The 15,049-nt window shown below is 44.3% G+C and carries 18 protein-coding genes; all 18 read left to right on the plus strand.

The window, feature by feature from the left end; all coding sequences use genetic code 11:
- The first annotated feature begins 27 nt into the window (after nucleotides 1-27).
- Nucleotides 28-408 carry a glycine cleavage system protein GcvH gene (gcvH, locus tag K7G75_RS05475; RefSeq protein WP_222983206.1) on the plus strand — a complete coding sequence of 127 codons (381 nt, stop codon included), beginning with the start codon at nucleotides 28-30 and terminating at the stop codon, nucleotides 406-408.
- Nucleotides 401-808, plus strand: a complete 408-nt coding sequence (locus K7G75_RS05480) for a VanZ family protein (protein WP_222983207.1) — start codon at nucleotides 401-403, stop codon at nucleotides 806-808. The genes gcvH and K7G75_RS05480 overlap by 8 nt, the downstream gene beginning before the upstream one ends.
- A 52-nt stretch (nucleotides 809-860) precedes the next feature.
- Nucleotides 861-1,565 carry an energy transducer TonB gene (locus K7G75_RS05485; protein ID WP_222983208.1) on the plus strand — a complete coding sequence of 235 codons (705 nt, stop codon included), beginning with the start codon at nucleotides 861-863 and terminating at the stop codon, nucleotides 1,563-1,565.
- A 164-nt stretch (nucleotides 1,566-1,729) separates the two neighbouring features.
- Nucleotides 1,730-2,632: a heme o synthase gene (gene cyoE, locus K7G75_RS05490; protein ID WP_222983209.1), complete on the plus strand. Its 903-nt coding sequence runs from the start codon at nucleotides 1,730-1,732 to the stop codon at nucleotides 2,630-2,632.
- 3 nt (nucleotides 2,633-2,635) lie between these two features.
- A complete protein-coding gene (locus tag K7G75_RS05495; protein ID WP_222983210.1) occupies nucleotides 2,636-3,217 on the plus strand; it encodes a cytochrome c oxidase subunit 3 in 582 nt (193 codons plus the stop codon).
- A 93-nt stretch (nucleotides 3,218-3,310) separates the two neighbouring features.
- Nucleotides 3,311-4,285 (plus strand): cytochrome c oxidase subunit 3, encoded by a 975-nt coding sequence (locus tag K7G75_RS05500; protein ID WP_222983211.1) that lies wholly within the window; start codon nucleotides 3,311-3,313, stop codon nucleotides 4,283-4,285.
- A 15-nt stretch (nucleotides 4,286-4,300) separates the two neighbouring features.
- Complete coding sequence (locus tag K7G75_RS05505; RefSeq protein ID WP_222983212.1) at nucleotides 4,301-4,684, plus strand: cytochrome C oxidase subunit IV family protein; 384 nt, start codon at nucleotides 4,301-4,303, stop codon at nucleotides 4,682-4,684.
- Between the two features lie 66 nt (nucleotides 4,685-4,750).
- Nucleotides 4,751-5,383, plus strand: coding sequence for a hypothetical protein (locus K7G75_RS05510; RefSeq protein ID WP_222983213.1), 633 nt, complete (start codon nucleotides 4,751-4,753; stop codon nucleotides 5,381-5,383).
- Nucleotides 5,364-6,107 carry an SCO family protein gene (locus tag K7G75_RS05515; RefSeq protein WP_222983214.1) on the plus strand — a complete coding sequence of 248 codons (744 nt, stop codon included), beginning with the start codon at nucleotides 5,364-5,366 and terminating at the stop codon, nucleotides 6,105-6,107. Before K7G75_RS05510 ends, K7G75_RS05515 begins: the two co-directional genes overlap by 20 nt.
- Nucleotides 6,107-6,640: a DUF420 domain-containing protein gene (locus K7G75_RS05520; protein WP_222983215.1), complete on the plus strand. Its 534-nt coding sequence runs from the start codon at nucleotides 6,107-6,109 to the stop codon at nucleotides 6,638-6,640. The genes K7G75_RS05515 and K7G75_RS05520 overlap by 1 nt, the downstream gene beginning before the upstream one ends.
- Before the next feature lie 6 nt (nucleotides 6,641-6,646).
- Nucleotides 6,647-6,859 carry a hypothetical protein gene (locus K7G75_RS05525; protein WP_222983216.1) on the plus strand — a complete coding sequence of 71 codons (213 nt, stop codon included), beginning with the start codon at nucleotides 6,647-6,649 and terminating at the stop codon, nucleotides 6,857-6,859.
- A gap of 107 nt (nucleotides 6,860-6,966) precedes the next feature.
- On the plus strand, nucleotides 6,967-8,211 hold the full coding sequence (locus K7G75_RS05530; protein ID WP_222983217.1) for an ABC transporter permease: 1,245 nt from the start codon (nucleotides 6,967-6,969) through the stop codon (nucleotides 8,209-8,211).
- 23 nt (nucleotides 8,212-8,234) lie between these two features.
- Nucleotides 8,235-9,494, plus strand: coding sequence for an ABC transporter permease (locus K7G75_RS05535; RefSeq protein WP_222983218.1), 1,260 nt, complete (start codon nucleotides 8,235-8,237; stop codon nucleotides 9,492-9,494).
- A gap of 25 nt (nucleotides 9,495-9,519) precedes the next feature.
- Nucleotides 9,520-10,632 (plus strand): efflux RND transporter periplasmic adaptor subunit, encoded by a 1,113-nt coding sequence (locus K7G75_RS05540; RefSeq protein ID WP_222983219.1) that lies wholly within the window; start codon nucleotides 9,520-9,522, stop codon nucleotides 10,630-10,632.
- A gap of 91 nt (nucleotides 10,633-10,723) precedes the next feature.
- Entirely contained in the window at nucleotides 10,724-11,425 is a 702-nt protein-coding gene (locus K7G75_RS05545; RefSeq protein WP_222983220.1) for an ABC transporter ATP-binding protein, read from the plus strand.
- Nucleotides 11,418-12,647: an ABC transporter permease gene (locus K7G75_RS05550; RefSeq protein WP_222983221.1), complete on the plus strand. Its 1,230-nt coding sequence runs from the start codon at nucleotides 11,418-11,420 to the stop codon at nucleotides 12,645-12,647. The genes K7G75_RS05545 and K7G75_RS05550 overlap by 8 nt, the downstream gene beginning before the upstream one ends.
- A 59-nt stretch (nucleotides 12,648-12,706) precedes the next feature.
- On the plus strand, nucleotides 12,707-13,906 hold the full coding sequence (locus tag K7G75_RS05555) for an ABC transporter permease (protein ID WP_262420248.1): 1,200 nt from the start codon (nucleotides 12,707-12,709) through the stop codon (nucleotides 13,904-13,906).
- Between the two features lie 21 nt (nucleotides 13,907-13,927).
- Entirely contained in the window at nucleotides 13,928-15,046 is a 1,119-nt protein-coding gene (locus K7G75_RS05560) for an efflux RND transporter periplasmic adaptor subunit (protein ID WP_222983223.1), read from the plus strand.
- The last annotated feature ends 3 nt before the right edge of the window (nucleotides 15,047-15,049 follow it).

Below are 15,049 nucleotides of genomic sequence, written 5' to 3' on the forward strand. Positions count from 1 at the left end.
TTCATTGACTAATTCAAACTTAATGGAATGAACATACCATCAGATTTAAAGTACACCAAGGACCACGAATGGGTAAAGATTGACGGCGACATTGCCACCGTGGGCATTACGGATTTTGCCCAAGGAGAATTGGGGGATATTGTCTATGTGGAGGTCGAGACCGTGGACGAAACCTTGGACAAAGAAGAAGTTTTTGGCACCGTGGAGGCAGTGAAAACAGTTTCGGATCTTTTCTTGCCACTAAGTGGGGAAATTATCGAGTTTAATGAAACACTTGAGGACGAGCCCGAAAAAGTAAATTCCGATCCGTATGGCGAGGGTTGGATGATCAAAATAAAAATCAGTGATGCCTCCGAAGTTGAGGACCTAATGAGCGATGAAGACTACAAAGCATTGATAGGTGCTTAAAAAATATGTCTTTACATTTTTGTTTATAAGCTGGGTGCTGCTGATTACGGTCCTCAGCTTATTTTCTTTTTCTGGGATGGAGCTGGATGCAGGAAAATTGGATATCCCCTATGCCGACAAGATTACCCATTTCATATTCTATCTAATGTTCTCGGTCCTGGGATGTCTCTTTGTCCGTGAGCAGACCAAAGGAGATTGGACCCTTCAAAAGACAACATGGTATATGGTCAGCTTTGCCATTGCGTATGGCATATTAATTGAGGTCCTACAATATACCCTAACGGAAGATCGTATGGCCGAAATGGGGGATGTTCTGGCAAATACCATTGGCGCAATCGCAGGAATAGGGTCAATTCGATGGTATTTTTCCAAAGAAAGGCAGTTAAAATGGAAAATTTAATTGTTTATTTAGGCAATTAATAATTAAATTAGCAAACACTAAAAGTTAAGAAATGGAACTAAAGAAGAATCCAAAAGCGGATGTTGGAAAAAACAGCACCCTATATTTCGTTATAGGTCTGGCCGCTGTCATGGGCGTTGTTTATGGTGCCATGGAGTGGAAAAAATATGATAGGGGGAATGATTACGACATCGCTTTGAATGTTGAAGATCAATTGGATGAGGAAGTGCCGATGACCGAGCAGATAAAAACACCACCACCGCCACCTCCACCGGCCGCTCCCGAGGTAATCGAGGTTGTTGAGGATGAAGAGGAAGTGGAGGAAACCGTTATTGAATCCACCGAAACCAGTCAGGAAGAGGAAGTTGTGGAAGTGGAAGATGTTGAGGTCGATGAAGTGGAAGAGGATATTTCCGTTCCATTTGCGGTTATTGAAGACGTTCCTGTGTTCCCTGGATGTGAGGGGGCAAGTGATAAAAAGGCCTGTTTTCAGGACATGATGCAGCAGCACATCCGTAAAAATTTCCGTTATCCCGAAATTGCCCAGGAAATGGGAGTTCAAGGAAGGGTGAACGTAATCTTTGTTATTCAGAAAGATGGAAGCATAGGAAACATCAGGATGCGTGGCCCGGACAAAAACTTGGAGGCCGAAGCATTGCGCATCATCCAAAAATTACCCAAAATGACCCCTGGGAAGCAACGGGGTAGAGCGGTGAAAGTACCTTTTAGTATTCCGATTACCTTTAAACTGCAATAAAATATTGGTGTTCCCGCTGCGGCGGGAATCTGAAAAAGCCCTGATGTAACTGTCAGGGCTTTTTTGTTTTGTCCAAAATGATTGTTTGCAGACCAATATAAACATCAACAAGGTTGGAAAAAATGGTAGCTGACCCTATCTTTGCCAGCCAATTACCTTTGTGGATGAAATCTGCCGTAGGCTCTGTAAAAAACAATTCCATATCCTTGATCTTTTCAGAATTCAAGGAAATAACCAAAGCGAAGCTGGCCGTCAGTGTCGTCTTCTCATCCATTGCCGGGTATTTTTTGGGAGCCTATCAAGTAGACCTTTTTTCCATTGCCCTGCTTGCTTTTGGGGGATATTGTATGGTCGGGGCCTCCAATGCCTATAACCAAGTCATTGAAAAAGACTTGGATGCGTTGATGAAGCGCACCAGAAATCGCCCCATTCCATCGGGACGGATGACGGTAAGGACGGCCATGGGCATTGCCATTGCACTTACCATATTGGGCATAGTTTCCCTATATATTTTAAGCCCAAAAACTGCCATGTTCGGGGCCATTTCCATTTTCTTGTATACCAGTGTGTATACCCCATTAAAGACAAAGACCCCCCTTTCGGTCTTTGTTGGTGCATTTCCCGGTGCCATACCCTTTATGCTTGGCTGGGTGGCCGCCACCGACGATTTTGGTATTGAACCCGGAACCTTGTTCATGATTCAGTTTTTTTGGCAATTTCCGCATTTTTGGGCCTTGGGATGGATGTTGCATGATGATTATAAAAAAGGGGGCTTCAAAATGCTTCCCACCGGGAAAAGGGATGCTGGGACAGCCTTCCAGATCATTTTGTATACCATTTGGATGATTGTCATCTCCGTGGTTCCGGCATTCGGTATTACGGGAAGACTGCATTTATCCATCCCCGCGGCGATAATTGTGCTGTTGTCTGGACTGGTCATGCTCTTTTTCGCATTGCGGCTCTACCAGATCAGGGACAACACCTCGGCAAGAAGATTGATGCTGGCCAGTGTTACCTACATTTCACTGATTCAAATAATTTATGTTATTGATAAATTTATAAGTTAAAAAATGGATTTGACCCAGGGAACCATAGAGGAAAAGAACAAAAGGGCGAAAAAAATGATGCTCTGGTTCGGCATTGCCAGTTTGATCATGGGATTTGCCGGGTGGACCAGTGCCTACATCGTTAGCAGCAAGCGCGAGGATTGGGTCAGTGACCTGGAATTGCCCCAAGCCTTTTTTATAAGTACACTGGTAATTGCATTGAGTAGTTTAACCTATATTTTGGCCAAACGCTCCGTGTCAAGGAACTCGCAGAAGCAGGCCACATTATTTTTGTTGGTCACGTTGGCCCTGGGAGCCACCTTCATTATATTGCAGTTTAAGGGCTTCTCCCAAATGCTGGCAAACGGATATTATTTTACCGGGCCGACCAGCAATATTAAAATGTCCTATGTGTTCTTGATTGCCGCCGTGCACATAGTGCACCTCGTTGCAGGAATCATTTCATTGTTGGTCGTGCTGGTACAGCAAATGCGTGGTAAATATGTCAAGGGCAATATGTTGGGACTGGAATTGGGGGCGACCTTCTGGCACTTTTTGGATTTTTTGTGGGTCTATTTGATACTATTTATGTATTTCGTGAAGTAAAATCGGGAAGAAGCACTTTTCATTGAAGATTATCTTTTCGAATTAGTCAAAAGGTGTAAATTTGTGAAAGTTTTATTAAAACGACCTTAATATATGGATGCAACGGTAACTACCGATACTGAAGGCAGCGTTTGGGGAGGAGGAAACAGACCCTTGGGCGCCAGCTACGGAAAAATGATGATGTGGTTCTTTATTGTCTCTGATGCCCTGACCTTTTCTGGCTTTTTGGTGTCTTACGGCTTCTCGCGGTTCAAGTTTATCGAAACATGGCCCATTGCGGATGAAGTTTTTACCCACGTACCGTTTTTTCATGGGAACTATCCCATGATCTATGTGGCATTCATGACGTTTATACTGATTATGTCTTCCGTGACCATGGTACTTGCTGTGGATGCCGGTCATCGAATGATGCAGAAAAAAGTGATCTTATACATGTTCCTGACCATTATAGGCGGTGCCATTTTCGTTGGTTCCCAAGCATGGGAATGGGCTACCTTCATTAAAGGGGATTACGGCGCATTGGAGACAAAAGGTGGTAGGATATTGCAATTCGTGAATGCCGAAACCGGGGAAAGGGCTGGCTTGGCCGACTTTGCCAAAACGCTTCCAGAGGAACGGGTGAAGCATACCGAAAGTGTTGGGGTATGGTTCCAGGGAGAGGGATACCAAACTTCCTTTTCCTTGAAAGAAGTGGTTGAAGGCTTTAAGTCGACCCCAAATATCCTGATCCGTACCGAAACGATCAATGAGGAAGGGGAGAAAACAGTCTTGAATAGGCAGGAATCCCTTGAGAAACTTGCACAGGCCACCCAGGTGGTCGAAGGGGCCAATCTTATCCACAATGAATATGGAAGCCGTCTTTTTGCAGACTTTTTCTTCTTTATAACTGGGTTCCACGGATTCCACGTATTTTCTGGTGTTGTGATCAACATCATTATATTTTTCAATATCATCCTGGGAACCTATGAACGCCGGGGACACTATGAAATGGTTGAGAAAGTGGGATTGTACTGGCACTTTGTGGATTTGGTCTGGGTATTTGTATTTACATTCTTTTATTTGGTATAAAATATTTACGTTTCAATGGCACACGAACATAAACTCGAGATTTTCAGAGGACTCTTAAAATTCAAGTCGAATACCCAAAAGATTTGGGGCGTTTTGATTTTTCTTTCCATCGTTACAGCAGTTGAGGTCGGTTTGGGTATTGCCAAGCCTGCTTTTTTGACCTCCAATTATTTGATCGGGATGAAACTCCTCAACTGGATCTTTATCATATTGACCTTGGTAAAGGCCTATTACATCGCTTGGGATTTCATGCACTTGCGCGATGAAAAAAGTTCCTTGCGAAGAGCAGTGGTGTGGACACCAATATTCTTGATTTGCTATCTGATATTTATCCTGTTGTTTGAGGCCGACTACATCTACAATGTGTTCAAGGACGGATTTATGGCATGGGATTTCTAAAGCATTATTAACAAGATAAAAAGACGGTTTCCCAACCGTCTTTTTTAATTTTGTAGTCCACTTGTTATGAAAAAGACTTTTGTTTTAGTGGTTCTCTTTGTGTTTCCGTTGGTGGCATACCTTTTCTTTGCTTCGGGAGTGAACAATTTTGGAAGGTTGCCGGTGCTTACCGAGAACATTCCCGACTTGTTGGCCATGGACCAAAATACTAGTTTGGATGGCAAGATTACCATTTTGGGCTTTTTGGGCAATCAACCCGATAAAAAAAAAGGCAACGCTTTTAACCTTAACCAAAAAATATACAAACGTTTTAGTGAGTTCAGGGACTTTCAGATAGTGATGGTTGTTCCAGAGGGGAATGAAGAAAGCGCAGAAGCATTGAAAAAAGAACTCGGGAAACTTTCCGAGGTTGACAAATGGAATTTTGCCTACGGCACAGAGGATGGGATAAAATACTTCTTCACGCAGATGAAGACCAATTTGGAGTTGGATGATGATTTATCCACACCCTATGTTTTCATAATAGATAAGGAACGAAGTTTACGGGGAAGAAAGGACGATGAGGATGAGGGCATCAAATATGGTTTCAACACCACATCCGTAGCGGAATTGAACAACAAAATGGAGGACGATGTTAAGATCATCCTTGCTGAATATCGATTGGCCTTAAAAAAGAACAATGCCGACAGGAGCAAATAAGAAAAAAAAGTATACCTACGTCTGGGTCTCTGCAATTATTCTACTATTTGGAATTTTTGCGGTGTACGAGATAACCAAAAGGGTAAAGGGAGGTGATGTTGTGGATAAGGACCGCATGAGTTCCATGAGCAAAACGGCTGAAGTAGGCTTTATTTTGAACAATGGGCAAAAAAGAAGTGTGCCGCCCTTTGCCTTCATAAATCAAGACAGTACGCTCGTGACCAACCAGGACTATTTGGGAAAGGTGTATATAGCTGAGTTCTTCTTTACAACATGTCCGACCATTTGCCCGATCATGACCAAAAACCTGGTGGAATTGCAGAACACGTTTGAGGACCAAGAGGATTTTGGAGTGGTATCCTTCACCATAAATCCAAGATATGATACCCCTTCCGTATTGAAAAATTATGCCAATAAATATGGCATTGTCGATAAAGATTGGAATTTGCTTACCGGGGACCAGGCTAAAATCTATGCGCTGGCACAGGAAGGCTTTTATATTTTGGCCAATGAGGTGGAAGATGCCCCAGGTGGTTTTGAGCATTCGGGAATGTTCGCGTTGATCGACAAAAATGGATACATTAGGTCCCGCAAGGACGAATACGGAAATCCATTGATCTACTATCGGGGAACAATCACGGAAGAACAAGGTGCGAACGCCGAAGGCGAAGAGCAGCAGATTACCATGCTCAAGGAAGACATTAAAAAACTTTTGGAGGAATAATGGAAAATAGTTTACAAAAAGCCAAAAATTTCAACAGATGGATCACCATTGTGTCGGTTGCAGTTCCCCTTGTGGTTGTGGTGCTCTTTGCCTACAAGATTCCTAATGCCGAGCCCTTGTCATTTTTGCCTCCAATCTACGCAAGCATTAATGGTTTTACGGCCCTTCTCTTGATATTGGCCCTTGTGGCCATTAAAAAAGGCAAGCGCAAGGTGCATCAAAGATTGATGAATACCTGTATTGCCCTATCAGTGCTGTTCTTGATCATGTACGTTGCCTATCACATGACATCCGAATCAACCGTTTATGGAGGAGAGGGTCCTTTAAAATATGTCTACTACTTTATACTGCTCACCCACATTGTATTGTCCATTTCGGTGATTCCGTTGGTATTGATAACATATTCCAAGGCCTATTTGGGAGATTTCATCATGCATCGGTTGTGGGCCAGGTTTACTTTTCCCATTTGGTTGTATGTCGCCATTACCGGAGTGTTGGTTTACTTAATGATTTCACCCTATTATCCGTATTGACAACCCATGAGGACGAAGATTTTCCTATTGCTGCTTGTTTTCTTGGTACTTCCCCAGATCATGGAAGCACAATGCGCCATGTGCCGAGCGGTGGTGGAAAGTGAGGCCGATGGAAAAACCGCAGAGGGCATCAATAATGGAATTGTATACCTAATGGCCATCCCCTATCTTCTTGTGGTCGCCCTTTTTTACTTCATTTACAAGAAAATGAGGGCTTGAAAGACCAATTGTTAAATTTTCTTTTCAAAAAGTGTAACAATGCCTTAGAATCTTTATCTTATACTCGTACGCTTTTTAATTCATCAATCAAATCCAAACACTGACCCATGTTCGACATTGAAAGGTGGCAAGAGATATTTGACACCATACGAAAGAACAAGCTCCGCACCTTTTTAACAGGTCTTTCCGTTGCATCGGGAATATTTATCCTTGTCATTTTATTGGGATTTGGCCAAGGCATGCAAAATGGCGTGGAACATGAGTTTAAAGAGGATGCCACAACCAGTATATGGGCGTGGCCGGGAGTGACTTCAAAAGAATTTAAGGGGCTCAATCCAGGGCGCAGGATCCAATTCATCAACGAAAACTTCGAAACGGCCAGTTCCATGTTCAACGATGTCATTGAGTATGAATCACCTCGGATATTTGTTCGCGACGTGAATGTAAACTATGGCAAAGAGGCTTTGGTCTATAGCATTCAGGGAGTTTCATCCGATTTTCAATTTATTGAAGGCCCCGTAATGAGGGAAGGTCGTTTCATCAATTACCAAGACGAAGTCTCAATCGGCAAAGTGGCGATCATCGGAAATAAAATCAAAAAGGATGTCTTCACCGATGTGGATTCGCCCTTGGGGGAGTTTATTGATATCTCTGGAATCCCCTTTAAGATTGTTGGTGTTTTTGGCGAGATGCGGGATCGGGAAGAAGAACGGATTTATATTCCGATAACAACGGCCCAGCGCGTATTCAATGGAGGCAATCGCATAAACAACATGTCCTTTACCCTTCCTCCCGTGGAAAATTTTGACGAAGCCGTGGCGCAGGCCGTTGATTTCAAGAAGAACCTCAGGACATATCTACAGCAGGCGCATACCGTGGCTCCCGATGACAATGGTGCCATGGAGGTCTGGAGTGCCATGGAAGAGGCCAAGCGGTATTATGGACTTACGGGAAACATCAAAATATTCTTTTGGTTTGTTGGAATCTGTACCATTATTGCGGGAGTGGTCGGCGTTAGCAATATAATGTTGATCGTGGTCCGTGAACGTACCCGGGAAATTGGAATAAGGAAAGCCCTTGGCGCCAAACCATGGTCCATCGTGGGCATGATCCTGCAGGAATCCATTTTCGTGACCGCAATTTCGGGTTTTACCGGCTTGATATTCAGTATGGGACTCCTGGAAATTGTAGGCCCCAACGTGGAGGTGGATTATGTAGTGAATCCTTCGGTTAGCTTCAATGTGGCATTTTCCACGGTATTGGTCTTGATACTTGCTGGGACGTTGGCCGGATTTGTTCCCGCTTGGAGAGCGGCGAAAGTTCAAGTGGTGGAATCGCTAAAGGATGAATAACGAATTGAATCAAACAAGGTAAAATGTTCAACAGGGACAGATGGCGGGAGATCTTGGAGGTACTGACCAGTAATGTGGGGCGGACCTTACTCACATCCTTTGGGGTGAGCTGGGGAATATTTATTCTAATCGTGCTATTGGCAGCGGGCAAAGGATTGGAGAATGGGATCCGCAAAGATTTCGGGGACATAGCCACCAATACCATGTTCATGTGGACACGAAGTACCACCAAAGCATTCGAAGGACTCCCTAAAGGGAGAAGTTTCGAATTCAAGATATCGGATGTGCAGGCCATATGGGACAATGTCCCGAATCTAAGGTTTGTGTCGCCGAGAAACCAATTGGGAGGTTTTCGTGGTGGTGGCAACGTGGTAAGGGGCATACGCACAGGCGCTTACAACATTTATGGCGATTATCCGGAAATCATCAATCAAGACCCCATGACCGTGACCTCGGGCCGGTTCATTAATGTCAACGATATCAACGAAAAAAGAAAAGTGGCCATTATTGGTCAAGGTGTCAAGAACGACCTTTATGAAAAAGGCGAGGATCCTTTGGGTACCTATATCAAAATCCAGGGGGTAAACTTTATGGTTATTGGAACCTATAAGAAAAATAGCAACGATGGTGATGGCGAAGAGGCCCAAAAAGAGATTTTTGTGCCCTTTACGTCGTTCTCACAGGCATTCAATAGAGGAGAGGAAGTCGGCTGGATGGCCATTACCGCAAAGGATGAAAGTTCCATTTCCATACTCAAGGAGGATATTGTCAATTTGATGCGCAAACGACATAAGGTACACCCGGAGGACAATCGGGCCATTGGGTATTTTGACCTTTATGAACAATACAATCGGGTGGAGAGCCTTTTTGGGGCACTCAAGGCCGTGGCCTATATCGTGGGGATAATGGTTTTGCTTTCGGGAATTATCGGTGTTAGCAATATCATGCTCATCGTGGTCAAGGAAAGAACCAAGGAAATTGGGATACGCAGGGCCCTTGGGGAACAACCGTGGTCCATCAAAAAACAAATATTGATGGAATCCATATTTCTCACCGTCATATCGGGAATGGTAGGGATTATTTTTGGTTCCTTGGTCATTTACGGAATCAACTCACTTTTGGACAGCGTTGGCCCAGTGGATATGTTCCTGAGCCCCAGCGTCAGCGTTGGTGTGGTCGGCGGGGCCATGTTTATTTTGACCATATCGGGTCTTTTGGCAGGGTTCATACCGGCCAATAGCGCCATCAGGGTTCGACCCATTGAGGCGCTTAGAACAGAATAGAATCAATCAAAACCATAGCATAAAAATGAAAAAATCAGTAACCATTACCATTCTTGCACTCATAGTAGTCGTCTTTAGCGGTTCCATGTATTATTTGTACCAAAAGAATACGGAAGACCCTGTCGTGTACGAGGTGGAGACCCCCTCCAAGCAGAATATAGTAAAAAAGGCCGTGGCCACTGGGAGCATTCTTCCTTTGGAAGAAGTTCTGATAAAACCCAATATCTCAGGAGTAATTGAGGAAATTTATGTGGAAGGCGGGGATTATGTCAAATCAGGCGATCTGCTGGCCAAAATAAAGGTAGTTCCCAATCTAAACGCCCTAAATGATGCCAAAAATGCTATCGATGAGGCCAAGATCAATTTGGATGATCAGAAAAGAAATTACGAAAGACAGTTATCCATTTTTAACAAAGGGGTTATTTCACAAGCTGATTTGGAACGTGCCCAAGTGGCCTATGATCAGGCAAAACAATCATATAACGCTGCCACCAAGCGATATGATATTGTCAAGACGGGCACTACACGCGGATTGAGCAATGCCGCCAATACACTTATCCGTGCCACGGTCAGTGGCATGGTGCTGGAAGTTCCCGTCGAAGTGGGCAACCAGGTGATAGAGAGCAATAACTTTAATGAAGGAACTACCATTGCGGCCATCGCCGACGTAGACAAAATGATTTTTGAAGGCAAGGTGGATGAATCCGAAGTCGGAAAAATAAAGGAGGACCTTCCTTTGGAAATTACGGTCGGGGCCATTGAAAACAAAGTTTTTGATGCTGTGCTGGACTATATTGCCCCAAAGGGAAAAGAGGAGAATGGAGCCATTCAGTTTGAAATAAAGGGCACCCTCAAAAAACAGGACAGCATGTTCATCCGTGCGGGACTAAGTGCCAATGCTTCCATAATCCTGGCACGTGCAGACAGTGTGCTGGCCCTAAAAGAAGCACTGATTCAATTTGACGATGACACTAAAAAGCCTTTTGTGGAAATAGAGACCGGGGAACAACAGTTTGAGCGAAGGGACATTGAACTTGGCGTAAGTGATGGTATTTATGTTGAGGTGAAATCAGGTCTTGGCATGGAGGATAAGATCAAGGTCTGGAATGCCATAGAGGAAGAGGAAAACAGCAACTAGTATAAAACAAAAAACAAAAATCTTGTAACATTTTAGCTCTTTGTGAGTCATATTACAAGAGTTTAAAGGTTATGCATCCAATAGCATTATCATGATAGAAATCAAAGACCTTCACAAGTCCTATAAAATGGGAAGCAATTCCCTCCACGTATTGAAAGGAATCAATTTTAAGGCTGATGCAGGGGAGTTGGTGGCCATTATGGGGTCTTCAGGTTCTGGAAAATCCACCTTGTTGAACATTTTGGGCATGCTTGATGGTGCCGACAGCGGGGAGTACACGTTGGATGGGGTGCCCATTAAGGACCTGAGCGAGACCAAAGCGGCCCAATATCGAAACAAGTTCCTCGGCTTTGTTTTCCAATCCTTCAATTTGATCAATTATAAAAGTGCCCTGGAAAACGTAGCCCTTCCACTTTACTATCAAGGAGTCCCCAGAAGGGAAAGACAAGAAAAGGCGCTTCATTATTTGGAAAAGGTGGGCCTGAAGGAATGGGCCACCCATTTGCCCAGTGAGCTCTCTGGAGGTCAAAAACAGCGTGTGGCCATAGCAAGGGCCATGGCAGCCGAGCCCAAGGTGCTTTTGGCCGATGAGCCTACAGGAGCATTGGACAGTACCACATCCTATGAAGTCATGGACCTGATCCAGAAAATAAACGACGAGGGCAACACCATTTTGGTGGTGACCCACGAGGAGGACATTGCCCACATGTGCAAGCGCATTGTCCACTTAAAGGACGGTGTTATCGTAGAAGACAAAAAAGTAAAACAAGTAAGGGCGGACCAATATGTTTGATCGGGATATTTGGCAAGAAATATTCAACACTATCAAAAAGAACAAGCTCCGTACCTTTTTGACCGGTTTTTCAGTGGGATGGGCCATCTTCATTCTGGTCATGCTATTGGCTTCCGTGAATGGCATGCAAAACGGATTTGTGGGCCAGTTCAACGACGATGCCACCAATTCCATCTTTGTTAGGCCAGGAACCACGGCCAAGGCCTATGCCGGTTTCGAGGCCGGAAGGCGCGTCCAGTTCAAAAATGATGACCTTGAGTACATCAAAAGAAGCTTTCCCGAAGATATTGAGTACATCAGCGCCAGATATTATGCCAATATTACTGCAAGATACAAGAGTGAGACCGGTTCGTATCCAGTGCAAGCCGTCCATCCGGACCATCAAATCATTGAAAAGACCATAGTTACCCAAGGAAGGTACATCAATGAGGCAGATCAAATAAACAAAGCCAAGGTCGCTGTCATCGGACGAAAGGTGGCCGAAGATTTGTTCAACAATGAGGATCCACTTGGCAAGTTCGTGGAGTTCAATAACCTCCCTTTCAAGGTCATTGGTGTGTTTATTGATGAAGGGGACGACAATGCGGAGCGTAGGGTATATGCTCCAGTTAGCACCTACCAAAGAATTTATGGCAACACCAACGATATCAATATTATAGCGCTGACCTACAACCCAAGCTATGATCTTACCAAGGCGTTGGAGTTTTCGGGGCGGTTGGAAGATTTGATGAAGCGGAGGCACAAGGTTTCCCCAGAGGACCAATCCGGTCTATTTGTATGGAACTATGCCGAGGCCTTTGACGACATCAGCAGTTTTTCTGCGGTATTGAAGGCCATTGGCATTGGAGTGGGCTTTTTGATTTTGATCGCTGGTATAGTGGGCATTGGCAATATCATGGTCTTCACCATAAAAGAAAGAACAAAGGAAATCGGTGTGAGAAAGGCCTTGGGGGCCAGACCTAGACAAATTATAAACCTTGTATTGTTGGAATCCATTTTCATCACTACACTTTCCGGATTTGTAGGGTTGGTTTTTGCATGGATCATCCTCGCCCTTATCGGACCCAATATTGAAACACCTGCCTTTAGCAATCCCAGTGTAAGTGCATCAACGGTCATCACAGCGACCATAGTGCTGATCATTGCAGGGGTCATGGCCGGATTGATACCGGCCATAAAGGCGGCAAACGTTAAACCCATTGTAGCATTAAGTGACAAATAATTATGTGGCTATTTGACAAGGATTTATGGTCTGAAATTTTCCACACATTGGGCAAGAATATGTTCCGCACATTTTTGACTATGTTGGGGGTCATTTTTGCCATGCTTATATTGGTGCTGCTATTGGGGTCGGCCAATGGTATGAGCAACGGGTTTGACAAGGTCTTTGCCGGCACGGCATCCAACAGTCTTTTTGTTTGGGGACAGAGCACCTCGGAACCCTACAAAGGTTTTGAACGCGGCAGAAACATACGCTATAAGCTTGAGGATGCAGAGATACTCAAAAAACAGATTCCGGAAATAGAGGTCTTGGCCCCGAGGATTGAACTGGGCAGCCATCGCGACGTGACCACAGTCTACAGAAAAGGCCAAACCAGCGGTTCCACTGTTTACGGTGACTTTCCGGAAATTGACAACATCACCAAAAAGCGGCTGGTTGAGGGAAGATTCCTCAACAACAATGATATGGAGGATTCCAAAAAAGTTTGCGTCATAGGGGAGGAAACCTACAAACTACTATTTGAAAAAGGTGAGAATGCCATCGGTGAGGACATACGTATCAATGGGGTATTCTTTTCCGTTGTTGGCATTTACAAACCCAATAACAACATCAACATTGATGGGGAAAATGCGGTTTTTATTCCGTTTACCACTTTTCAAAAAGCATTCAATTCAGGGGACAGAATGGGATGGATGGCCATTGCCGTGCGGCCGGATACCAAGGTGGCCGTGGTGGAAAACCAGATAAAGACCATACTCAAGACCAAATACGACATCCATCCAGATGATGAAAGGGCCATAGGCACTTTTGATATGTCCGAGATTTTTAACAACATCAGTGCATTTACCAATGTACTTAAAGGTTTTTCCTTTTTTGTTGGCATTTTTACCCTTTTGGCCGGCGTCATAGCCATAAGCAATATCCTGCTGATCACGGTAAAGGAACGGACCAAGGAAATAGGCGTCCGAAGGGCTTTGGGCGCAACTCCCAAGGTGGTCAAACGTCAAATAGTGGTGGAGGCAATAATATTGACGGCTTTTGCGGGGTTGATAGGTTTTGCCATTTCGGTTGGAATTTTGGCCATACTGAACAATTTATGGGGCAGCGGGGATGATTTCCCTTTTGTGAATCCCATGGTGAGCATTCCACAGTTTGGAATTTCATTTTTGCTGATGGTAAGCTTGAGCATATTGATAGGCTTGCTGCCGGCAAACAAGGCCATCAAGGTCAGACCAATAGAAGCGTTAAGAGAAGAATAATCAATCATAATAAAAACAACAATGAACAAATATGTAAAGTACGGGTTGATAACGGTTGCGGTAATCGGTATTTTGGCGGCCACTGTCTACTTTTTAAAGCAGAACAGCACACCTGATCAACTATACAAAACAGAAACCGTTGAACGGAAGGACATTACAAACAAGGTTATTGTAACTGGAAAGGTGATTCCTGAAGACGAAATCAATATCAAACCCCAAATTTCAGGCATCATTGATAAGATATATCTGGAAGAAGGAGCCGATGTAAAAGCTGGCGACCTTATAGCCGTGATCAAGGTGGTGCCCAACGAACAATCACTTAACCAAGCCGCAGGCAGGGTGCGAAATGCAGAATTGGCCCTGAACAATGCAAAGATAGAATATGAAAGAAACAAGGCCTTGTTCGATCGTGGGGTGATTTCAAACCAGGAATTCAACAACCAGCAACTGACCTATGACCAGGCAGTACAGGAACTTAAGAATGCCAGGGCCGATTATCAGATCATAAGGATAGGCTCCGCTGGCGGTTCCGCAAGTGCCAATACCAACATCCGTGCAACGGTTTCCGGGACCATATTGGAAATCCCAGTGGAGGAGGGAGACCAGGTGATCCAAAGCAACAACTTCAATGACGGGACCACCATTGCCACCATTGCCGATATGACCAAAATGATATTTGAAGGTGAGGTTGATGAAGCCGAGGTGGGAAAATTGCATGAAGGCATGCCCCTCGAGATAAGTTTGGGAGCATTGGAGAAAAACAAGTTCCAGGCCAATCTAAAATTCATAGCCCCAAAAGGCGTGGAGGAGGAAGGTGCCGTTCAGTTTAAAATAGAGGCAGATCTGGAAGTAAATGACAGCACCTATGTAAGAGCAGGGTATAGCGCAAATGCATCCATAGTGTTGGAAGAAAAGAAGGATGTTTTGGCCATCAAAGAGGCACTTTTGCAATTTGACAAGGAAACCGAGGAACCTTATGTGGAAGTTGAGGTAGGTGAAAATGAGTTTGAGCGAAAGGAACTGAAACTGGGCGTGAGCGATGGAATTGATGTGGAAGTACTCTCCGGACTAGAGGAAAATGCCAAAATAAAAGTTTGGAACAAGCTTGAGAAGAAAGACGACGAAGACGAAGATTCCTAGCAA

The sequence above is a fragment of the Flagellimonas meishanensis genome (assembly GCF_019880545.1).
Taxonomy (GTDB): Bacteria; Bacteroidota; Bacteroidia; order Flavobacteriales; family Flavobacteriaceae; genus Flagellimonas; species Flagellimonas meishanensis.